This is a genomic window from Vibrio sp. 16, assembly GCF_963681195.1.
In the GTDB taxonomy this organism is placed as follows: domain Bacteria; phylum Pseudomonadota; class Gammaproteobacteria; order Enterobacterales; family Vibrionaceae; genus Vibrio; species Vibrio sinaloensis_D.
On the sequence record NZ_OY808997.1, the window covers coordinates 206,044 to 228,264 of the forward strand.

The following is a 22,221-nucleotide window of genomic DNA, read 5'->3' on the forward strand; positions in this document are numbered from 1 at the left end:
CTCGCAATCGTTATAGTTTTGTTAACTCAAGTGTCGACGCTTAGCCAAAACAACCAATGACGACAACGGCAGATTTGCTGCTCAGCCAAATAAGGAAGTGAAACAATGAACATTGCGAAGGTTTTTAATCAAAACGTCGAAGAACGTAGCGGGTTTACCATCTCTTTGCACCCAGAAAGCCCACGTTTACAAGTGGTGACGTTAGCCAAAGAAACCTTGGATGCCTTTGGCGATTTAATCCAAAACTACAATTTGCAATCGTTGGAATACAAGCCATTCCTTCGCTTTGCAGTGGCTGATGCATTGGATAAAGCGTGTGATTATCAACTTGGTAAGTTCTTAGTTGAAACGATGGAAGATCGTGAAACCGGCGCGTTTTTACTCGAGCCGTCTGAAGAGGCGAAAGCGGCATTTGACGACAGCGATGAGCAGCGCGACTTCTTTGTCATCTTATCCACTGCCATCTCTCACCTGATCGGTATCCCTAACTTCGATGCCATGTATGGCAAATATTACGCGCGCTTCACAGTAAAAAATGACGACAACAGTGATAGTTACTTGCGACAAGCGCATCGTCGTATGGAGCTGCACAATGATGGCACTTACGTGAATGAGCGTACCGATTTTGTCCTGATGATGAAAATGGATGAGAAGAACATGCAGATGGGAGACTCGCTGCTGCTTCATGTGGATGATTGGCAAGACCTTGAGCATTTTTATCATCACCCAATGGCGAAGCAAAACATTGTTTGGGGTGCGCCACCGAGTAAAAACGTTGGCTACACCATCGAGCATCCAGTGTTCTTTGAAGAGGACAAAAACGGTAAACCGCACATGTTGTTCATTGACCAGTTTGCTCAACCACAGAACATGCAGCAAGGTTTGTATTTGCATCAGATGAGCGAGTCACTAGAGAGTGACAGCAACTGTTTCAATGTTCGCGTCAACGTTGGCAGCATGCTGGTGGTACAAAACCACTGTTGGCTGCACGGTCGCGATAAGTTCGTCGCACACGAAGGGTTGAAGCGTGAACTGTTGCGCCAACGCGGTCACTTTACGCGTTAGCGGCTAGCCTCAGAAATGGGGCGTATAGTCAAACGGCTTTGCTGGGGAGTGGTGAAGCCGTTTCGCTATAAACAACAATAACAACGGCAGTGAAGGAGTAGGTAAGCGTGGAAAAAATGTATGACTACATCGTAATTGGTGGTGGCATTGTGGGTGTCTCGACAGCGTGGCAGTTGCAAAGTCGCTATCCAGAGAAAACGATATTGCTGATCGAAAAAGAATCGGGCTTTTCGCACCATCAAACTGGTCACAATAGCGGCGTGATTCATGCGGGCGTTTACTATGCTCCGGGCAGTTTAAAGGCAGAGTTTTGTAAAGCAGGCGTGGCAGCGACAACGGAGTTCTGCGCCAAACACGATATTCCAGTGGAGAACTGTGGCAAGTTACTGGTGGCTACCTCAGAGCAAGAAGTCGAGCGGATGCAAGCGCTGTACGAACGTTGCCATCAAAATGGCTTAGACGTAGAACTGATCGATCAAGCTGAGCTGAAAAGGCGCGAACCGAACATCGTGGGCTTAGGTGCGATTGCAGTATCGACCACCAGTATTGTCAACTATCGCCAAGTGACGGAAAAAATGGCACAGGAGTTCGTTGCCGCGGGTGGCGAAGTGCAGCTCAACACTCAAGTGACGGGATTGATGGAAACGCCCAAGCAGATCACGGTTCAAGGTGAGTACCAGCAGCACAGCGTCGATTTTCATGGCCAGTTCTTGGTTGTTTGCTCTGGGCTGATGGCCGACAGATTAACCCGTATGCTGGGCCTCGAAACCGACTTCCAAATTGTGCCTTATCGCGGCGAGTACTACCGCTTGCCTGAGAAATACAACAATATTGTTAATCACCTGATCTACCCGATCCCTGATCCTGATTTGCCGTTTTTGGGTGTTCACTTAACACGGATGATCGATGGTTCTGTGACGGTTGGCCCCAACGCGGTTCAAGGCTGGAAGCGCGAAGGTTACGGCAAAATCAATTTCAACGTGCGTGATGTGCTCGACATGGTGAGTTTCAGCGGATTTTGGAAAGTGAGCGCCAAACACCTTAAAACAGGCTTAATTGAAACAAAAAACTCGTGGTGGAAACCGGGCTATTTAAAGCTGGTTAATAAATATTGCCCGCAGATAACCGTCGAGGACCTGCAGCCCTACCCAGCGGGTATTCGCGCACAAGCCGTGCTAAAAGATGGCACCTTAGTGCATGACTTTTTGTTTGCGGAAAGTGAGCGCAGCTTACATGTGTGCAATGCGCCATCGCCTGCGGCCACCTCCGCCATTCCTATCGGGGGTTATATTTGTGACAAAATTGCCACCAAACAGGGGATAGGCAATCCTCAGCAAGATTCAAATGAGCCTATCTCAGAGGTCGCATAACCATTAAATACCCATTGAGTCAAAAGCCTGAATATCACTTCAGGCTTTTTGCTTTTCGGCGCACACAGCGCACCGCTATTTATTATGCTTGCGGTAATAATCGCGCATGGTCTTAATAAACAGTGAGCGCACCTTGTTTAGCGCATTGGTCTTTTTGGTAATGGCCATGATCTCAAGGTGATAGTAGCGACGCTCTGGTGCGATTGTTACCAGCTCACCAGAGTCAACGTAAGGTTTGGCGTAGTGTTCTGGCAAGTAACCAATAAAGCGCGAAGAGAGCAACAGCGCCATGCGAGACTCATAGTTGTACGCAGTGGCTTTGAGGTTCATATTGGCAAGATGACCGTTAATGCGCTCTTGGGTTTTCATTCCGGCATAGGCGACAGGGAAGCCATCAATGATCTCATCAGTCAGTTCGTCATCAGACAGCGCCGCCAACGGATTCTCTTTACTCGCATAAAGGTAGCAAATGTCGGTATAGATATGTTCGTATTCCAATCCATCCAACTCACGGTGAAAAGGAATAAAGCCAATATCAGCCTCTTCTTGCATCACCATGCGCTCAATTTCTGTCATCCGAGCGACTTCGGCGGTGAGATAGACCTCTTGTGCCAATTTTGAAAACTTACCAACCACCTCAGGAATGCAGGCTCGTTGATCTAAACTGATGGTGTCACTAAACAGAACTGTCAGGCTGCCTGACAGCTGTATGTCTAGGTGATTGATCGTGTTTCGAAAATCCTCCAGTTCGCCGAGTAGTTTGACTGTCGCTTCATAGACAACCACACCTTCTTCGGTTAGCGCAAAGCCAGAACGGCCGCGGCGGCAGAGGATGAGGTTAAGTCGAGACTCCAAGTTTGAAATGTGGATACTGATGGTGGAGCGGCTGATATTCAGCTCGGTTTCCGCCGCAGAAAAGCCACCGCAATCTGCGACAACTTTAAAGATTTTGAGTTGTTTGATTTCGTAGTCACCAATTTGACCGACAGGCGAAGGGTTTTTAGTCATAGTTTTAGGCTCATAAAACTTCATGTTTAGCCAAGGGCATTTATATCCCTCGGCTGTTTGTTATTATTTTGTTATGTGTTTTGGTGATTATGCGCGATTTAGATTGATTAATCTTTGACGTTGATAATATTTATAACAGTAGGAATCTAAGTGATGAGAGATTTGGTTCTATCCCAAGGTTGGATAAACGGAGAATGGGTCGATGCTAACGATGGTAAGCGAGTCGAGGTACTCAATCCCGCAACCGGAGATGTCATTACCACTGTGCCAGATATGGGAAAAGTGGAGTCGGAAGCCGCGGTTAACGCAGCACATACCGCATTCCAAGAGTGGCGTAAAACCACAGCGAAGCATCGCGCGGGATTACTCAAACGTTGGTTTGACTTGATTGTTGAAAACGCGGATGGGCTCGCTAAGTTGCTGACCAGTGAGCAAGGCAAACCTTATAAGGAAGCCTACGGAGAAGTGATGTATGGCGCGTCGTTTATCGAATGGTTCGCTGAAGAAGCGAAGCGAATGTACGGCGATGTGATTCCTGCTGCCAACCCTAATAATCGCTACATGACCATAAAACAACCCGTCGGTGTTGTGAGTGCCATTACGCCGTGGAACTTTCCGGTTGCGATGATCACCCGCAAAGTCGGCCCTGCGCTCGCGGCAGGCTGTACTGTGGTGGTTAAACCTGGCGAAGATACGCCGTTGTGTGCATTGGCGATGGCTTCTCTTGCCGAGCAAGCAGGCATTCCTAAAGGGGTGATTAACTTGGTGACTACGTCTCGCCCAGCCGAAGTTGGCGAGGTACTGTGCTGCCATCCTTTAGTTCGTAAGGTGTCATTTACGGGGTCCACTCCCGTTGGCAAACTGATTTTGCGTCAAGCGGCTGATACGGTGAAAAAGGTCTCCCTTGAGCTAGGTGGTAACGCGCCATTTATTGTTTTTGAGGACGCAGATCTAGACAAAGCAGTGCAGGGCGCGTTGATTTCCAAGTATCGTAATGCCGGTCAAACCTGCGTTTGTACCAACCGTTTGTACATCCATGATGCGATTTACGATGAATTTGTACAGCGCTATACCCAAGCCGTGAGTGAGCTGAAAGTTGGCCAAGGTCTCGCTGAGGGAACGGACATCGGGCCTCTGATTAATCAAAAAGCCATCGACAAAGTGGGCGAGCTGGTGGCAACGGCGCAGCAACAAGGTGCCCAGTTAGTGCTAGGCGGCGCGGTCTCATCGGTCGGTGAGCACTATTACCAACCGACGATTTTAACGAATGTGACCGAAGCGATGGATATTGCACACCAAGAGTTGTTTGGCCCGGTCTCTACGATATTCCGCTTCGATGATGAAGAAGATGTGATCCGCCGAGCCAATGACACCCCATTTGGTTTGGCTGCCTATTTTTATACCCAAAACCATAGCCGTGTGTGGCGAGTGAGTGAGGCGCTGGAATACGGCATTATCGGCATCAATGAAGGCATCATCTCAACCGAAGTTGCGCCGTTTGGTGGCGTGAAAGAGTCTGGTTGCGGGCGTGAAGGCTCTAAGTACGGTATTGATGATTATTTAGAGATCAAATACCTCTGTCACGGGTTGTAATCGGCTCGTTTAAAACAGTTTCCCTATAATTGTTAGTTTGTTCAGGCCCCCTGGGGTTCATGCTTTTAGCAGCACTTCGGTGCTGCTTTTTTTGTTTTTGTAGTTTGTAACAGGTGCATAGTTAAGCACCAAAAATGAAAAGGTTTGATGATGGTAAAACTTTAGGTGGATAAATATGAATTTAATAAATGTAAATGAATTGTAATTATTTCTAACAAGGTGACAACGAGGAAGAGAAATGTCACGTCAATACTGTGCCTGACTCAGTCAGAGTAAACAGGAATAATTCAAGGAGAACCTTCATGTTTAAAACCTTACGCAAGCTGCACTCAAAAAGCATTACCAAGATGGTCGCAGGGTACGCACTGGCCATTTCCAGTACCTTTTTTACTGCGTCGCAAGCCTTTGCCGCTGAGCATAACTGGCGTTTTGTAAACCTTTATTCACGTGGTACTGCTTATGGTGAGGTGTATAAAAGCTTTGCGGAAAATATTGAAGCGATGTCGAACGGGCGAATCTCAGTACAAGTTATGTATGCCGGAGAAGGCGTTGGACAAACTGGCGTTCTTGGCTCGGTGAAATCTGGCTTAATGACCATGGGAGCGCCTTTTCAGCCAATGCATGCGGGTGAGTTTCCTGCCGGCGTGGTGGAAGTCGGTCTACCGGGAATGACGGACGATGTCGGTGAACTTAGCGCGCTATTCCACGAAAAAGGTTGGGGTGACGTTTTAGAAGAGGCTTATGACAAACAAAACCTTGTTTGGCTAGAACCTTACATTCAGTTGCCTGTTTACGTATTAACCAAAAAGCCGATTAACTCCGTTGAAGAGTTTAAAGGGCTGAAGATCCGCGCGCCGGGTGCATACGGTAAGTTCCTTCGCAATCTAGGCGCTTCACCTGCGTCACTTTCTTGGAGTGAAATCTACACCAGCCTAGCCACTGGGGTTATTGATGGCTCAATTGGCAGTAACCTCATCGACCACCGAGACGGTAATCACGTCGAAGTTGCGAAATACATGTACCGCTTACCGATTGCTGGCGCTCAAGCGTTGCCAATCGTGGTGAACAAAAGCGCGTGGAACAAACTTCCTGAAGATCTACAAGCGATCGTTCGAGCGGCTAGCGCAGTACATGCTCGTGAGCAGATGACGAAGTCGAGACTGTGGGAATCTCAAGCTATCGCAGATATGGAAGTGAAAGGCATGAAGTGGAGCCCAGAGCCAAGTGCTGAAGATGTGGCGAAATGGAACGAAGCGGCAGGCTCACTGTGGAGCGAATACGCCGATTCAGACAAGTACAGCCAACGTCTAATTAAGATTGTACAAAATAACTAGGGTGTGCTGACCTTTTGAGCTGACTTTTGCAGCTGTTTGTGGGTGTTTTATACAAGGCAGAGGCTTTGAACTGTAGTTACTCTACCTGATAAGCCGATAACGCAGTAGAAAGCGCCCACAAATGCTGCCCGAAGGGTTCGGCTAAAAGCGTTTTACTTTTTGTTGAGAGGTATTTTGCTTGGTGTAACTAGGCGGAAAACAACTAGTCGTTCGCTTCTCTCAGCAAATAAACGCTTTTATCTCGAACAAAATTTAACCGCTAAAGGTTAACACACCCTAATAATTTGCCCACTTCGCTTTGTTCAAATCTTGGGGTAGATATCGAATTACAGGCGAAGTGGTCAATCTAGGGGGCTTGCCCCCTTTTCTCATTTGCTGGCAGGGATAGCGTCTATGTTAAGTAAGGTTTTGGCAGCGTATTGCCTTGGTATTAATCGCTTGGTTTATTGGATTGGTGTGTCCGCATCGGTATTGATGCCGATATTAGCACTCACCGTTGCCTTTGAAGTGTTCTCTCGTTACGTGCTTGGTAAACCCACTATTTGGGCATATGACGTGTCATTGTTTCTGTTTGGCTATATTGCTGCCTTGGGTGGCGCGTTAGCCCAGCAGAATAAAGCGCACATCAATGTGGATGTGTTCTACCTTTCCGTTTCTATGCGCGTTCGCTCGCTGTTTAATCTCGTTTCTTATTCACTGGCGATCTTCTTCTTGTCGGTTGTGCTGATGATGGCACTGGGCAAGTTTGAAGAAGCTATTGAGTTTAACTATCGACGCCAATCCGAGTGGGCTCCGTCTATGGCTCATTTCTGGGTGATGATGATGGTGGCATGCGGCGCATTTATTGTTCAATTTACCAGTGACATGATCCAAGACCTTTACTACGTGGTGACGGGAAAATCGCTGATTGAACAGCAGGTTGAAGAGCAACAACCAAGCGAAAGCTTACTTGAACAGGCGGGGGATGTATGAGTATTGAAGTATTAACCCTGCTGTTAATCGGCTGTATTTTATTTAGTTTCGCACTCGGTGCGCCGGTTGGCCTTGCTCTGGGCGGCATTGCTATGGGCATGGGGTACATGACGTGGGGAGAGGGAATTTTTAACCTTGTGCCTACTACGATAGAAAGTAACTTTTTCAGTTTTATCTTGCTCGCTATTCCGCTTTACATCTACATGGGGCAATTGCTGACTCGCTCTGGGATTGGGGATGCGATGTTCAACGCGAGCCAAATGGTGATAGGCCGTTTGCGAGGATCGCTGGCGATCAGCGTGATCGGCGTTTGCTCAATGATTGGGGCGATGGTTGGCATCATCGGTGCGGGCATCATGACTTCAGGCAGTATCGCGCTCAAGCCAATGCTTGAAAGAGGGTATGACAAGCGACTGGCTCTGGGCGTAATTATGGCGGGCGGTGGTTTGGGGATTCTGATCCCGCCGAGCATTCCAATGATAATGTATGCCGCGACGACGCAAAACTCGGTTGGGCGTATGTTTCTTGCCGCCATCATCCCCGCGCTTATCTCGATCAGCTTGCTAATTGCTTATGTCATTATTAGTTGCAAGCTCAACCCAAAAAAAGCGCCGTTAGGCACAGGTGTGGAAAGCAGCATGACAGGCAAAGAGAAGGTGCGAACGGCTCGTGATGGTTTGTTCTCACTACTGCTGATTGTTGCTGTACTTGGCAGCATTATTACAGGGATTGCGACGCCCACAGAGTCAGGAGCAATTGGTGTGGTTGGCGCCATTTTGCTTGCGGTGATCTTTAAACGCTTCCGTTTTGAGATGTTTAAGTCTTCTGGGTTTGAAACGGCCATGTTGGTCAGCGTGTCGATGTGGATCATTCTCGGCGCATCTTTGTTTAGTAATTTCCACATGCTCAGTGGCGTGCAAAACATGGTGGCGCAAATTACCCAAGATCTCGGCTTGCCTCCGCTTGGCGTCATTATATTACTGCAGGTTATCATGCTGCTTCTGGGCTTCATCATTGATGAGCTGATCATTGTTTTAATGTGTGCACCACTCTTCACACCGATTGTGGTATCACTGGGCTATGACCCGATATGGTTTGGCATTTTGATGATTTTGAACATCGAAATCGCGGTCCAAACACCGCCATATGGGTTTGCCCTTTTCTATCTCAAAGGTATTGCGCCGCCGGGGGTGAGTATGATGGATATCTACCGTTCGATATTGCCATTTATCTTGCTTAAGCTCTGTGTATTGGTGCTTTGTATGCTGTTCCCTGAGGTGGTGATGTGGCTGCCTAATAAAGTGATGGGAGTAAATTGATATGAGCCTGCAACGAATCTTAATGCCTGTAGATTTGGCTTACCCAGATGTCGTTAAGCTAGAGGTTGAAATGGCACTCAAATTGATTGCTGAAGATGGGGTGATCGACATGCTGTATGTGGATGATGCCAGAGTGCACCACAGTATGGTTCCGACGGCGACAGGAAACGCGTTTTCTGAACACCACCTTAGTGCCTTTGACCGCGTGCAAACCATGCTTGAACAGCTTGTTCCTCGGCCACATCGGGGCAAAAGTATCGTCAGAAATGGCGTTGTGTTTGATGAAGTCGTGGCTCAAGCCAAGCGTTCAAACGCGGATGCCATCGTGATGGCGTCTGCCAAACCTAGGTTACGTTCCTATTTGTTGGGTTCGAATGCCGCCAAAGTGGTGCGTCATGCGCCATGTTCTGTGTTTGTCGTTCGTTAAAAGCTGAACAATAGAGCCTGAGCCGAAACTTGGGCTCTATTTGGAGATTCAGTCTAATCCATTGATTTGCTTAATTAGATCTAAAAACAGCGCTTTGCCAATCGGAATCAGTTGGTCATCGAAGTCGTAGTCTGGGTTGTGAAGCTGTGGGCTAGTTTCTCCTGCGCCTAGGGCAAACATGGCACCTTGTTTCGCGACCGCGGTAAACTGGCCGAAATCTTCTGACCAGCGCATTGGCTCGTCCATCAATACATAGTCGGTATTGGTGTGGCGACATGCAGCCAAGACTCTTTCGCATCCTTCATCGCTATTCACACTCGCTTGGAAGACATCATCGTAAGAAAAGCTCACCTCAAGCCCAGACTCCTTAGCATACAAGCGAGCCCAAGTTTCTGCTTGCTCAACCAAGGTTTGCATGCACAAGTTTGTTTCACTGCGTAACGTTGCCATAACCACCGCTTCACCTGGGGAGGTGCCGAACGCCACTTCCCCAAGTTTGGCGTGGATAACCGTCACCCAACTTTTACCCTTGAGCCCTTGCTGTGTAAGTAGTGTTGGCAGTTGGTTGAGCTGTTGAATAATTTGGCACATGGCAATCGCTGGGCTAATGCCATCTTCTGGATGGGCCGCGTGTGAGGTTTTTCCACTCAATTTGATGATCAGCCCGCGAGAGGCGCAATTGAAGGTGCCGCTTCTTACTGCTACCTTGCCGAGCTCTAGCCCCGGATAATTGTGCAATGCAAAGGCGTAGTCTGGCTGAATCTTGGCAAATTGCGCATCTTTTACTACATCAATGGCACCCGTTCCGGTTTCTTCTGCGGGTTGAAAGCAAAGCACAACACGCCCTTTTTTTGGTCTTTGATCACTTAACGCTGCTCCTAGCGAGGAAACAATCGCCATATGACCATCGTGGCCGCATTTATGGGAAACCCCATCCACGACTGAGCGGTGATCAAACTGATTGATTTCTTGAATGGGCAACGCATCGAGTTCACTACGAATCAATGTAGTAGGGCCCGCCTGCGCACCATTAAACACAAAGGCTAAACCATGACCGCCCAAGTTTCGATAGGTTTCATCCGGCGAAAATTGCTCGAATAGTGATTCAACGCGCGCAGCTGTATTTGCCTCACAACACGATAACTCAGGGTGTTGATGAAGCTCCTTTCGTAAGTCAGTCAGTTGAGCATGGGTTAGCATGGGCGGTTCCTAGTTCTGGATCAGAGCAATAAGGTTTTGACTATACGCCGAGCCAAAACCTCAGACATTGATGAGGCTCTGATTATTGAAGCTGCCCAGTTGGAAGAGTGGGACTTAGCCTTCTGCTAGCATTCATCTATGGGCTTGGACGGCTTTATCTCAACGATGTTGCCCTCAGGATCGGTGAGGTAGACTGAACGACCAAACCCTTGAGCCCCGTAGCGCTCTGCAAAGTCTTCCACGGCAATGTTGTGGCGATTGAGATATTCTCGCAATTGTTGCTCGTCAAAAGGTGCGACCTGAAGGCAAAAGTGATCCATGTTGCGTCCGTTTTGGCGTGGTGGCTCACCGCCAAGTTTTCCGAGTTCACTTTCTACTGTCACAATATCAATCAAGGCACTGCCTGCCCGCAGCTGCGTTAAGCCTAGATCAGGCAGTTCTCGCTCAAGCTGACACCCCAAAATTTTTTGATAGAAGTGGAGCATGGCGTCAAGTTGAGTGGTGCGTAGCACGACATGATCGAGTGCAAGAACCGAAATGGGTGAATGAGCAGTCATTAAAATACTCCGAGTCGTAGTACAAATCAGTATATACGCGCGACGTGATTATCTAGGATCAGACTTTGACATTATGCATCGAAATGCTACTCCAAATAGTCACTTACCCTAAAGTTTCTCTCAAACTATTTTCGTAAATAGATGGCGAAGCCAAAACGCCGCATAAATGAAGTTTCTCTCTAGGTTGATGACTTCTTTAAGGTTTGTTTGAACGGGGCTTCAGAGAGGCGAAAATGTACAGTAAAAGGCCTTCATTTTATTGCGATTGCCGTTGTACATATCGCTGGCTATTGACCAAACTATCTATAGTACTAAATGCTTAGAGGGGAGTGGGATATGCTTGAAGTGGACTATGGGATGTTCAATTGGAAGCAGTGGTTGTGCCTTCTGCTTCTTCCTATTTCGATAAACGTCCTAGCACAAAAGGATGAGTCAGTAGAACTTCGACCGGGCACGGTAATATACAAAATCGACGCAAACGCATCCCCCAGTGATCTCAAAGGGCTTAACGCCTTATTGAAAAGTCAGGGGCTGGTTTCAGAACGTACACTGGAAGGCAGCCAGATAGTGATTGCGACTTTTGGGCATCATGGTCGAGAAACAGCGATTGCCAACATCATTGATAAGAGTGGTTATGTTGAGTTTGCTGAACCGGATTATGTGGTCGAACCTACGCTACAGCCAAATGACACTTTCTTTGCTAATCAGTGGCACCACAACAACGTTAACAGTCAGCAAGCGTGGGATATTACTACTGGGAGCCACACCGTTTTAGTCGGTGTATGTGATACTGGCTTTGATGTGAATCACCCTGATTTAGGTCCTAATCTACGTACCGATCTTGCCTTTAACGCCCATGATGGCTCGACCAATATTTTTGATGCCAATGGCCATGGTACAGGGAGCGCGGGTACGCTAGGTGCGGTTGGTAATAATGGTATTGGCGTTGCAGGTGCGAACTGGGAGGTAGATATTATTCCCGTTCGTATAGCGATTAGCGATCAGAACAGTTCGGCTTATATTTCTACTATGGCGACTTGCATTGAGTATGCCGCTGATAATGGCGCGCGCGTGGTTAACCTGAGCTATGGCGGTATTCAATATGACACCATAGATGCCGCAGCCCAGTATCTGCGTTCGAAAAATGGCTTACTGTTTATGTCGGCTGGTAATAGCGGCCAAGAGCACGTTTATCCTGATTTCACCAGTTTTATTGGCGTTGGCGCAACAGACAGAGATGACAGCAGAGCCAGTTTTTCAAGCTGGGGTAATTACGTTGACATTACTGCACCTGGCGTCGATATCGCAACGACCTACCCAGATAACCAGTACGTCTACTATAGTGGTACCTCATTTTCTTCTCCGCTGACGGCTGGTATTGCTGCGTTGATGGTTGCCGCTAACCCTGCGATTACTCCAGCGGAAATTGAAACAGGGCTTTTCTCTACCGCGGTCGATATTGGCTCAGCGGGTGATGATAATGTGTTTGGTCATGGTCTTGTTGATGCATACGCTGCTGTGATGTACGCAATGAACCTCAATAACTTAGAGGCACCTGTGGCTGATATTGTGGTGAGCAGTAACTCTGTGCCATTTGGCAGTTCGGTAGATTTTGATGGCTCGGGTTCAACAGATGGAGACGGTACTATTGTGTCGTATCTATGGGACTTTGGTGATGGCAACACATCCGCGAGTATGATGGCTACGCACACCTATGATCAAGCAGGCAGCTTCCAAGTGAGCTTAACGGTAACTGATGATGATGGGCTTAGTGACTCTGCGTTAACTAATATTCAAGTCACGAACATGCTGCCAACGCCGGTGCTTGAGATCAGTAATGCTTCAAGTAGCTATGACATCGGTGAGAGTATTTTCTTCATTGGATCTAACTCAACCGACCCTGACGGCAACATTGTTAGCTACCAATGGGAGTTTGGCAATGGTGCTACCAGCTCATCCATGGACCCCGAATATGCCTACGCGTCCGCAGGGACTTACACCGTGACTTTAACGGTTACAGATAATGCGGGCTCAGCAAATAGTACCGATGTGATGGTGACGATAGTCGATCCATTTGTGGTAAATGCTCCAACAGGATTGACCGCGAGTGTTGATGGCTTATCAGTGACACTTTCCTGGCAAGACAATAACGCTAATGAAGATGAATATGTGGTCGAGCGCGGGGCTAAATATCGTGGCCGAGTCCGGTTTGAACAAGTTGCCATGCTACCCATGGATTCAACCAGTTATGTTGATACCGTGCCAAATACAGGGGAGTTCAGCTATCGTATCACTGCGAGAAACACAAACGATGAAGCAACCTCGGATACCATTAAAGTAACGGTGGATTCCAATACTGATCCAGAGCCTGAGCCTGGTGGCTTAGCTGCGCCGACCAATCTTGTTGCGTCTTCAAGCGGTGGCAATGTTAACCTGAGTTGGTCAGATAATTCTGGCGACGAGTTAGGTTTCTATATTGAGCGAGGCTTGAAACGCAAAGGTCAAATTGATTTTGCACCAATAGGTCAAGCCGGTGCGAATGAAACCAGCTTTACGGACAGTGAATTTGGCTCATTGCCAAACGGCAACTATGCATATCGTGTTCAAGCGTATAAATCTGGTGAAGTCTCAGGGTACAGTAATACTTCTGAAGTGCGTAAAAAATAGCTTCTATTTCAACCAAAGAGCCTGCTATGTAAGCGGGCTCTTTTTTTGTATTCAGCGAAATACTCATTCGATGAATACCTCAATTTAGTGTGCATGTCATCGTCGTATTAAATAACGATGGGTAGTCCGCGACTTGGATTGAGAGCGTTGCAAAAATCGATATTCAAGGCACACTACCTCGATATAAGTCTATCTTTTTTGGGAATGCCATGTTTAACCTCAAGCGAGCTTCTATGGTGCTCGCAGCTTCGATATTTAGTGCTTCAAGCCTTGCTAAAGTCGCTCCTATCTCACAATGGCAATGTGACATGATGCTCAAGACCAGCGTGTTAGCTCAGGGAGCGCCGGTGAGCTGCGATCGATTATCTAAAGTAGACTTTGAGTTTATCGATTTTCAAGGGCAGTCAAAGCAGGGGAGTGTGATTGTTCTTGATGTCGTTGCGCCTTCAGTTGAGAAAATATTTTCTGATCTCAAGCAGCGAAATTTCCCTCTACACTCTGCTCGCTTAATGCGAGAGTTCAAAGGCGATGATAATGCCTCAATGAACGCTAATAACAGCAGTGCTTTCAACGCGAGGCCAATAACTGGTGGTTCTAGCTGGTCAAAACATGCCTATGGTGTCGCGATTGATATCAACCCAGTGCAAAACCCATTCTTAGAGTTTAGTGATAACGGCACTATTAAGGTTAAGCCGATTCAGTCAGCGGCCAAGTACATCAACCGAACTCAGTTTAGAGCAAGAGATGAAATAGAACGCTCAGGTATGGCGGAAGCGGTGGTGGATCTCTTTGCTCATCATGGTTTTCTAATTTGGGGCGGGGATTGGAACACACCCATCGATACTCAGCACTTTGAAGTTGGCTCTAGGCAGTTCGTAAACCAATTAGTTTCCAAACCTAAGCCTGAAGCGACGAAACTGTTTAACCGTTATGTCGAGTCGTACCGAATGTGCTACCTGCAAAACAAAGCGCAAGGGGTAGAGAAAGCGAGAGCGATGTGTGCTTACAAAACGGTGAAAGCATTCTAGTAGAGAATCACATACATCAAGGAACAAATCATTCGGCATTTTTGTGTTGGAATAATTGATGCCTTGGATTTAGTTTCATCGGCTTGAGAAGACGCAGGTTTAGTACCTATTTTTAGTACCAACCGCTATAAGGTTAAGTTGTTAAATACAAAAAAGGCGCTAACTCAAAGAGTTAGCGCCTTTCCCAAACGTTTGGTGGAGCTGGCGGGAGTTGAACCCGCGTCCAAAAACCATTCATCATTGGTACTACATGCTTAGTCGATCTTTAATTTCACCAGTGACCTGCGAACCGACACGCCAGCCAAAGGCTATCCTGAATTAAAATTCGCCGTTCATCTCTCAGGCGGGAGAATCCGGGCTAGCGCGTTTGGGTTTGATCTCTCGTTGGTCCCCGTCTTACGTGCGGAAGCTAGGGCGAGAGAGCTCTGAGCAGGTTATTAAGCTGCTAGTGCGTAGTTTTCGTCGTTTGCGACTATTTTTTTGCGGCTTTTTACGTGGCCAACCGCCCCACGGCATGCACCTCAGACTGCAAAATTCCTGTCGAATCCTAAATCAGCCCCAAAGTGTTCTTCGCATAGTACCAGAAAAGTCTAACCTGTCTAGCCTTGTGCGTTTAAGTGCTCAATATTAGCGCAGTGAGCTCTTCATCACGCGCGCTTTTTCACGAGCCCAATCTTTTTCTTTTAGATCAGTACGTTTGTCGTGCAGCTTTTTACCTTTTGCTACACCAATTTTCATCTTCACCCATGAGCGAGACCAGTAGAGCGAAAGCGCTGCTAGTGTCATACCTTCACGGTTGATGCGACCGAGTAGGTTGTCGAGTTCACGACGGCTCATTAAGAGCTTACGTACACGCGTTGGGTTTGCCACCACGTGAGTTGATGCTTGATTAAGAGGAGTGATGGTCATACCGCTGACAAAAGCTTCTCCGTCACGCATAAATACGTAACTTTCGGCGATGTTTGCTTTGCCTTGACGCAGTGCCTTAACTTCCCAGCCTTGTAGCTCTAAGCCAGCTTCAATTTCATCATCAATGAAGTATTCGTGGCGAGCTTTCTTATTGACCGCGATGGTATTGCTACCCGCTTTTTGTTTAGATTTTTTCTTTGCCATAATGGCTGCATTATACGGTTAGGATTTAAGTTAGGAAATCCCTTTATTTGCGCTGAGTGCAAATAAAAGTAAAATTACTTACAAGCTTGAAGTTCAAGCAATTGATACGAGGAGTCAATATGAAGCAAGTCAGCCGTTCTGCTTTGGTTTCGTTTAGTGCAGAACAGATGTTCAATCTAGTGAACGATGTTGCCAGTTATCCGGAGTTTTTACCAGGGTGCTCGGGTTCGCGTGTGATTGAATCGAGCTCAGAGGCAATGGTGGCTTCAGTTGATGTTTCTAAGGCAGGGATTAGCAAAACATTTACCACATCCAACTCGCTAGTTTCTGGCGAAGCGATCATGATGAATTTGGTGGATGGACCATTTAAGACGCTCAAAGGAGGGTGGTTCTTTACTCCTCTTGATGAGCAGGCGTGCAAAGTAGAACTGAAACTAGAATTCGAGTTTTCTAGTAAGATGATCGAAATGGCCTTTGGTAAAGTATTCAATGAGTTAACCAATAATATGGTTAACGCTTTTACACAGCGCGCAAAACAGGTATACCCAGCTTATGAGTATTGAGTCTGATATGATCCACGTTGAGGTGGTGTACGCTTTACCGCAAGAGCAGCGTGTTTACACCTTGGTGGTCAACAAAGCGATGACGGTTGAAGAAATCATCAAACAATCTGGTGTATTGGAGCAATACCCAGAAGTGGATTTGAGTAAGAATAAAGTCGGCGTGTTTAGTCGCAATGTGAAGTTAGATTCAACGGTACGTGATAAGGACCGTATTGAGATTTACCGCCCATTACTCGCTGACCCTAAGGAGATTCGCCGTAAACGAGCGGAACAAGCGAAAGCCTCTGGTGCTGCTGACCCTGTGACTGGCGGAAAAAAGAACCCACTTCGCAAAGAGGGTTAGGGGCAAATAAAAAAGGTTGGCATCAGCCAACCTTTTAAAATCATTCTTACTCTTCGATCAGTTAATACTCTCGAAAAAATCTTTACTTGCAGGGAAGTCTCCCTGAATCTCAACGAGCTGACCTTGACCATTGAAATTGACAATTAAGTCTTTTTGAATTGAGTCATTGTGGCCGTCAGTGTGGTGGTAAATGTAGTACCAAGTATCAGGGTAGCCATTTTCCACTAGCATTGGTGAGCCCATAACAAAACGAACTTGCTCTTTTGTCATGCCAAATTTCAGTTTTTCTACTGAGCCTTGTTCAATGTAGTTACCTTGGTTGATATCAATACGATAAACCAATTTTTCTAATAAAGAGCAGCCTGTCAGGGTAGACACAGCGAGCGGTACAGCGATAAGCCACTTTGTGAATTGCATACTTAAATTCTTGCTACTGATATTGGTTAAACTTTGCCGATAATAAACAAGCTGAGCCTTAATGTAAAAAACTCATGCGGTTTTGAATTGTTTCAGACTGCGATTTTTGAGTTTTGTTGCAAAGTCGAGCCAAAAAAGTGGCTTTAGGGAACTTTGACTCGACTTTCTAAGCGGATCTAGGCTGCGATCAATAACTCGCGAGCATTGGCTAGGGTGGATTCAGTAATCTGGCTGCCACCAAGCAGGCGAGCAAGCTCAGAGATTCTTTGGTCATCATTGAGCGAGTTCATTTGGGTTTCTGTTTTGCCAGCTTTGGTTTGTTTGGCCACAAACAGTTGTTGATGACCACACCCTGCGACTTGAGGCAAGTGAGTGACACAAAGAACCTGTGTTGATTCCCCCAGTTTTCTGAGCATTCTTCCAACAACTGCGGCAGTTGGTCCGCTAATGCCGACATCGACTTCATCAAAGATGAGACTTGGGGTATCAACTTTCTGAGCGGTAATGACCTGGATAGCCAACGAAATACGAGAAAGCTCACCACCAGATGCCACTTTTGCGATTGGCTGCATTGGTTGCCCTGGGTTGGTTGAAACCACAAAGCAAACACTATCCATGCCTAATGGCGAAGGGTGCGTACCTTCGTTGTTTACTTCGATACTGAACTGGGCTTTTTCCATGCTCAACTCATGCATGCTCGCTGTAATGAGTTTATTTAGCTCTTTTGCGTAACGACCGCGGGATTTGTGTAACTTTTCAGCGGCGACTAAGAAGGCTTGGTATTTAGCTTCTACTTCTTGTTCGAGGGCGTCGAGCTTCTCATCTGAGCAGTCAAGGGCTTCAATTTGTGCAAGCAGATCTTGATGGTGCTGGAACAACTCTTCTGGCATCACGTGGTGTTTACGCGCAATCGACATGACTTTAGAAAAGCGCTCTTCGACGTACGCCATTCGACCAGGGTCAACGTCAATATTATCGAGGTAGTTGCGCAGTTCGCTGTTTGCTTCTTCTAATTGGATGATCGCTTCCGCAACCATATTTGGCAGTTCAGCTAACTTGTCATCGAGCTCTGCGAGCTGAATCAGGGAGTGATTGGCTGATTGGAGAATACCAAGCGCATTAACTTCTTCACCTTCGTAAATAAGTTCGATGGCTTGCTGACAGGTAGAGGCAAGTTCACCGCTGTTGGACAGTCTTTTGTGCTCTTGTTCAAGCTCTTCATATTCGTCCTCACCAATTGACAGCTCGTTAAGTTCTTTGATTTGGTATTCGAGCAGTTGCTTCTGCGCCAAATTGGCTGCACTGTTTTCTTTTAGCTGTTTTAAATTGTTGTCTGCCTGGCGCCACGTCTGGTACGCGTTTCGGGTGCTTTTTAAAAGATTAGTATGCCCCGCATATTGGTCAAGCATGGCCATCTGGTAGTCGCTCTTCATCAATTGATGGTGCGCGTGTTGACCGTGAATATTAATCAATAATTGACCCAGAGACTTGAGTTGAGAAAGGGGAACGGGGCTGCCATTAATAAACGCACGAGAACGACCTTCTTTATTGATGATACGACGCAAAATGCAGTCAGAACCATCGAGTAGATCGTTATCCTCTAGCCAACGAGTTGCGTGAATATTGTTCTCAAGAGAAAACGCGGCACTGACTTCGGTTTTCTCTTCCCCTTGTCGGACCATGCTGGCTTCTGCGCGTCCGCCTAAACATAAACCTAATGCATCAATCGCGATAGATTTACCTGCGCCAGTTTCGCCTGTGATGGTCGTCATTCCTTTGGATAGCTCTAGCTGTAGAGACTTAACAATCGCAAAATTATTAACACTTAGATGAGCCAGCATGTAGTTGTACCTGTTTAAATGAACAATACTGTATATAAGTGCAGTATATACTGTTTCTTTATACAGTAAAGTGGGTGGTGTGGATTTTTTTATTGAGAATCTAATTTTGTGATAGGCATGAAAAAACCGCAGTCGAGGCTGCGGTTTAGTTGCAAGGGTGGATGTTAAGGTCTGGTTGGGTTTATCGTTAAAGGCTCAAGAGTAACGACGGCATTGACGCCCGCGCCTGGATGATCAACGTAGGATGTGTCTTGCATAAGGGTGTAATAGACATCAACAAAGTCGTCATCATTGGTCAGAGCGCCATCTGGGATTGCGTCGATGATTTTGTTGGTAATTTGAGGAATGATAGCGTAAGCCTGCACTTCAGGATCTGGGATGGCTTTCAATACCTCTTCTGCGACTTGAACTAGCAGCTTCGCCAGCTTTTTATAGTCAGTGCCGTCATCTTGTTCCATTAGCACGATGTCAGCCGCTCCCCAACGATAGCGGGACCAATGGATAATGATTTGGTTCGGGTAGTAATCTTGGTTGTCGTAGTCCAAGTACGGCATTTCAACCAGATCAAGCGCGGGCTCATCTCGGCTTGGATTCACTCCGGTGACCAAAGCATAAATTTCTGCTTTTCCGGAAATCCAAGGTTCTTGATCATCAGCAAGGCGAATTTTCTTCAGTTGGGTGGTATGGATAGGTGACGTCGTGACATTGGATGCACGAGTTGAAAACGCCTCTTGTGCGTTGCGATCTTGTACATATGGCTGCACCTGAGTGGTTTGACCAAGCTTACGCATTTCGGAACGCATTGCTTGTAGGCCCGCTTTGAGTTCTGCCGAGCTGTTGCTGTCAACAACAAGTACTGGTACTTCCGGTAATTGATAAACGTCTAGTTGGTGTATTTGGCCGTAAACATCATACGCTTCGATGTATTGCCACTGTTCATCGTTACCACTTGGCTCGAAAGCAAACAGAGGATCGACTTTTCCTTGCTGCCAAGCTGCGAGCATTTGTTCATTTGCTAGGCGAACTTCCAGTATTTGGTCAGCGTATTGTGTAATCCCTTTCCAGCTCCGAATTTGTTCATCGGCGATTTCAAGTCGTTGACTGAACTTAGAAAGCGGTTGTTGCTCAACAAATTCTGATACCGCAATGCTCGTGTCCTGCGCGGTAATTTCCTTTCGTAAAGTAGACTCGATATCGACATAGTTTTTACTAAGCTGTAACGCCAACTCTCGCTTGGTTTGAGTTATGTCATTCGCTCGAGCGTTTGATGTATCGGTAACCTTTGCCTCATCTGATTGGCAGCCAGCAAGCGCTAATGTAGAGAGAGCGGACAATATAATCGTTTTTTTCATAGTGTGTCCTTTATAGATGAATTGAAAATAGAGTTATTGTTCTATTCATCACGAGAATAACACTGGGTGCTTTTCATTCAATCCGCTCGACAGATGAAAAGTAGAATTTGCCCACAGGATCAAGTTTTAAAATTTGTAATTTAGCAGGCTCTTATGTAGGAAATGGTTATGAATATAGAGAATTTGTCTGTTTGAAAAGGGCTAGTACTGCCACTAGCCCTTACTGGGTTAAAACAACCGGCTTGACCAACCGAGCTTGTTTCTTAACACGTGGTAATAACTGTAGTTTTTAGGATGAATGAGTTTGAGTACGTTGGGGCTTTGGTATACGTGCACTTCATCCCCCGGCGAGACGGGGAGAGAAACTTGACCATCACAGCCGACCTCTTGAGTTCCTCGGTTGTCTGGCGAGACCACGAGTTTGATTCGACGGTTACCATCGACCACCAGAGGGCGGCTTGATAGTGTGTGTGGGAACATAGGAACAAGTGAAATCGCATTGAGGCTTGGAGAGAGAATAGGGCCACCGCCAGATAAGGAATAAGCTGTCGATCCTGTTGGGGTGGATACGATTAATCCATCCGCACGTAAAGAGAACGCAAAGCTATCATCGATATAAACTTCGAATTCAATCATATGTGCCACTTGACCAGGGTGAAGCACCGCTTCGTTCAACGCGGCGTTGTGACTTTTTACTTGGCCGTGACGGTGTACTTCCGCTTCAAGTAAGAAACGTTCTTCTTGGATAAATTCGCCATCTAAGACGGCTTTTAGGGCTGTTTGGAAGTCTTCAGGGTTTAGGTCGGTCAGGAACCCCAAATTCCCTCGGTTGACGCCAATCACTGAAATATCAAACCGAGACAAAACGCGTGCCGCGCCAAGCATATTCCCATCACCGCCAACTACGATCGCGAGATCCGCCGCTTTGCCCAGTTGAATCAAGCTAGCAAAGTCCTCTTTAGGTACGTCGTCAAGAATTTCAATTAAGCGATCGTCGATAAAAACTTGATAGCCTTCAGATTTAAGCCAGGTATAGAGCTCGCGATGAGTCTGAATGGCTTGCTGATTTCGGGGTTTTCCGATGATGGCGATCACTTGAAAAGGTTTTTTCATAGGTTTTCCGCACTAAATAGGCTTGATTCGGTAATCTTCATCCCCATAATAATGGCAAGTTAGCTATTTATGCGAGTTTTTGTGTATCTAAACGCGATAAACGTGAAGCGTTAGGTACCAATGGATATGTATTTCGGAGATAACATGAGCAACGAAGAAAACAAAGTTACAGAAGAAGAGCTAGATCAAATCATCGAAGAAGCGGAAAAAGTAGAAGCAGCAGCGCAAGAAGCGGAAGCAGAGCTTGAAGAGATCGGTGATGAGAAAGACGCGAAGATTGCTCAACTAGAAGCGGCTTTGCTGACTAGCGAAGCAAAAGTTCAAGAGCAGCAAGACAGCGTGCTACGTGCGAAAGCAGAAGTAGAAAACATGCGCCGTCGTACTGAGCAGGAAATCGATAAAGCTCGTAAATACGCGCTAAACAAATTTGCTGAAGAGCTATTGCCGGTCATCGATAACCTTGAACGTGCGATTCAAGCCGCTGATACAGATGCAGAAGTTGTTAAGCCACTGCTTGAAGGTGTAGAGCTGACTCACAAGACGTTTGTTGACACGGTGGCTAAGTTCGGTCTTAAAGAGATTAACCCAGAAGGTGAAGCCTTTAATCCTGAATTGCATCAGGCAATGTCTATTCAAGAAAGCCCTGATCATGAGTCAAACACCGTGATGTTTGTAATGCAAAAAGGCTACGAGCTGAATGGTCGTGTGGTTCGCCCAGCGATGGTCATGGTGGCGAAATAATTCAGCTATCCCCTACGTTTTAAACACAAGAGAGGCATTCGCCTCTCTTTTTTTATCCCCTAAGACCAGTCTTACCTGCCTCTAATAACTGATTGATTTAGTGAATTATTCTCAGAATGAAATTTAACCAAAAATTAATTTCCGGCTTGAAACTTGTAACATTATCTTAAACAAAGTCTTTATTTTGTAACCTTGATG

20 protein-coding genes and 1 other RNA gene are annotated in these 22,221 nt (G+C 46.6%); 12 read left to right on the forward strand and 9 right to left on the reverse strand.

Annotated elements, in window-relative coordinates; all coding sequences use genetic code 11:
- Positions 1–105 precede the first annotated feature (105 nt).
- Together glaH and lhgO are read left to right on the forward strand one after the other, a co-directional pair.
- Positions 106–1,065, forward strand: coding sequence for a glutarate dioxygenase GlaH (glaH, locus tag U9J37_RS00910; protein WP_005471587.1), 960 nt, complete (start codon positions 106–108; stop codon positions 1,063–1,065).
- Between the two features lie 107 nt (positions 1,066–1,172).
- Positions 1,173–2,435 (forward strand): L-2-hydroxyglutarate dehydrogenase, encoded by a 1,263-nt coding sequence (gene lhgO / locus U9J37_RS00915; protein ID WP_005471563.1) that lies wholly within the window; start codon positions 1,173–1,175, stop codon positions 2,433–2,435.
- Positions 2,436–2,510: 75 nt separating this feature from the next.
- On the opposite strand, the gene U9J37_RS00920 is transcribed toward lhgO, so the two are convergent.
- Entirely contained in the window at positions 2,511–3,443 is a 933-nt protein-coding gene (locus tag U9J37_RS00920; protein ID WP_038215375.1) for a LysR family transcriptional regulator, read from the reverse strand.
- Positions 3,444–3,596: 153 nt separating this feature from the next.
- Here U9J37_RS00920 and U9J37_RS00925 point away from each other — a divergent pair, with 153 nt between their 5' ends.
- The 5 genes from U9J37_RS00925 (at position 3,597) to U9J37_RS00945 (ending at position 9,088) form a co-directional block, all read left to right on the forward strand.
- On the forward strand, positions 3,597–5,036 hold the full coding sequence (locus tag U9J37_RS00925; protein ID WP_005471565.1) for an NAD-dependent succinate-semialdehyde dehydrogenase: 1,440 nt from the start codon (positions 3,597–3,599) through the stop codon (positions 5,034–5,036).
- A 302-nt stretch (positions 5,037–5,338) separates the two neighbouring features.
- Positions 5,339–6,370 carry a TRAP transporter substrate-binding protein gene (locus tag U9J37_RS00930; protein WP_005471485.1) on the forward strand — a complete coding sequence of 344 codons (1,032 nt, stop codon included), beginning with the start codon at positions 5,339–5,341 and terminating at the stop codon, positions 6,368–6,370.
- 393 nt (positions 6,371–6,763) lie between these two features.
- On the forward strand, positions 6,764–7,342 hold the full coding sequence (locus U9J37_RS00935) for a TRAP transporter small permease subunit (protein WP_005471461.1): 579 nt from the start codon (positions 6,764–6,766) through the stop codon (positions 7,340–7,342).
- Positions 7,339–8,661 (forward strand): TRAP transporter large permease, encoded by a 1,323-nt coding sequence (locus U9J37_RS00940; RefSeq protein WP_005471561.1) that lies wholly within the window; start codon positions 7,339–7,341, stop codon positions 8,659–8,661. Before U9J37_RS00935 ends, U9J37_RS00940 begins: the two co-directional genes overlap by 4 nt.
- Position 8,662: 1 nt before the next feature.
- The gene (locus tag U9J37_RS00945) at positions 8,663–9,088 is read left to right on the forward strand and encodes a universal stress protein (protein ID WP_005471434.1); all 426 of its coding nucleotides are present in this window, start codon (positions 8,663–8,665) and stop codon (positions 9,086–9,088) included.
- A 48-nt stretch (positions 9,089–9,136) separates the two neighbouring features.
- On the opposite strand, the gene U9J37_RS00950 is transcribed toward U9J37_RS00945, so the two are convergent.
- Complete coding sequence (locus U9J37_RS00950) at positions 9,137–10,288, reverse strand: amidohydrolase (protein WP_005471550.1); 1,152 nt, start codon at positions 10,286–10,288, stop codon at positions 9,137–9,139.
- Positions 10,289–10,413: 125 nt separating this feature from the next.
- Complete coding sequence (locus tag U9J37_RS00955) at positions 10,414–10,845, reverse strand: VOC family protein (RefSeq protein WP_005471472.1); 432 nt, start codon at positions 10,843–10,845, stop codon at positions 10,414–10,416.
- Positions 10,846–11,181: 336 nt separating this feature from the next.
- On the opposite strand from U9J37_RS00955, the gene U9J37_RS00960 reads away from it, so the two are divergent.
- Positions 11,182–13,512 carry a S8 family serine peptidase gene (locus tag U9J37_RS00960; protein ID WP_157607823.1) on the forward strand — a complete coding sequence of 777 codons (2,331 nt, stop codon included), beginning with the start codon at positions 11,182–11,184 and terminating at the stop codon, positions 13,510–13,512.
- A gap of 233 nt (positions 13,513–13,745) precedes the next feature.
- The gene (locus U9J37_RS00965; protein WP_416200451.1) at positions 13,746–14,540 is read left to right on the forward strand and encodes a M15 family metallopeptidase; all 795 of its coding nucleotides are present in this window, start codon (positions 13,746–13,748) and stop codon (positions 14,538–14,540) included.
- 193 nt (positions 14,541–14,733) lie between these two features.
- Here the strand turns inward: U9J37_RS00965 and ssrA are convergent.
- Both ssrA and smpB read right to left on the reverse strand, forming a co-directional pair.
- Positions 14,734–15,100: a transfer-messenger RNA gene (gene ssrA, locus U9J37_RS00970) on the reverse strand.
- Between the two features lie 67 nt (positions 15,101–15,167).
- Positions 15,168–15,653, reverse strand: coding sequence for an SsrA-binding protein SmpB (gene smpB / locus U9J37_RS00975; protein ID WP_005471475.1), 486 nt, complete (start codon positions 15,651–15,653; stop codon positions 15,168–15,170).
- A 119-nt stretch (positions 15,654–15,772) separates the two neighbouring features.
- On the opposite strand from smpB, the gene U9J37_RS00980 reads away from it, so the two are divergent.
- Positions 15,773–16,216 (forward strand): SRPBCC family protein, encoded by a 444-nt coding sequence (locus U9J37_RS00980; protein ID WP_005471451.1) that lies wholly within the window; start codon positions 15,773–15,775, stop codon positions 16,214–16,216.
- Positions 16,206–16,559 (forward strand): RnfH family protein, encoded by a 354-nt coding sequence (locus tag U9J37_RS00985; protein WP_005471572.1) that lies wholly within the window; start codon positions 16,206–16,208, stop codon positions 16,557–16,559. Before U9J37_RS00980 ends, U9J37_RS00985 begins: the two co-directional genes overlap by 11 nt.
- A gap of 57 nt (positions 16,560–16,616) precedes the next feature.
- Here the strand turns inward: U9J37_RS00985 and bamE are convergent, their stop codons facing one another.
- The 4 genes from bamE to nadK all read right to left on the reverse strand — a co-directional run bounded on the left by bamE (position 16,617) and on the right by nadK (position 21,282).
- The gene (bamE, locus tag U9J37_RS00990; RefSeq protein ID WP_005471536.1) at positions 16,617–16,976 is read right to left on the reverse strand and encodes an outer membrane protein assembly factor BamE; all 360 of its coding nucleotides are present in this window, start codon (positions 16,974–16,976) and stop codon (positions 16,617–16,619) included.
- Positions 16,977–17,152: 176 nt separating this feature from the next.
- The gene (gene recN, locus U9J37_RS00995) at positions 17,153–18,817 is read right to left on the reverse strand and encodes a DNA repair protein RecN (RefSeq protein WP_005471568.1); all 1,665 of its coding nucleotides are present in this window, start codon (positions 18,815–18,817) and stop codon (positions 17,153–17,155) included.
- 164 nt (positions 18,818–18,981) lie between these two features.
- The gene (locus U9J37_RS01000; protein ID WP_005471440.1) at positions 18,982–20,169 is read right to left on the reverse strand and encodes a DUF3103 domain-containing protein; all 1,188 of its coding nucleotides are present in this window, start codon (positions 20,167–20,169) and stop codon (positions 18,982–18,984) included.
- A gap of 228 nt (positions 20,170–20,397) precedes the next feature.
- Positions 20,398–21,282 (reverse strand): NAD(+) kinase, encoded by an 885-nt coding sequence (nadK, locus tag U9J37_RS01005; RefSeq protein ID WP_005471457.1) that lies wholly within the window; start codon positions 21,280–21,282, stop codon positions 20,398–20,400.
- Positions 21,283–21,426: 144 nt separating this feature from the next.
- On the opposite strand from nadK, the gene grpE reads away from it, so the two are divergent.
- A complete protein-coding gene (gene grpE, locus U9J37_RS01010) occupies positions 21,427–22,023 on the forward strand; it encodes a nucleotide exchange factor GrpE (RefSeq protein WP_038140035.1) in 597 nt (198 codons plus the stop codon).
- Positions 22,024–22,221: the final 198 nt, after the last annotated feature.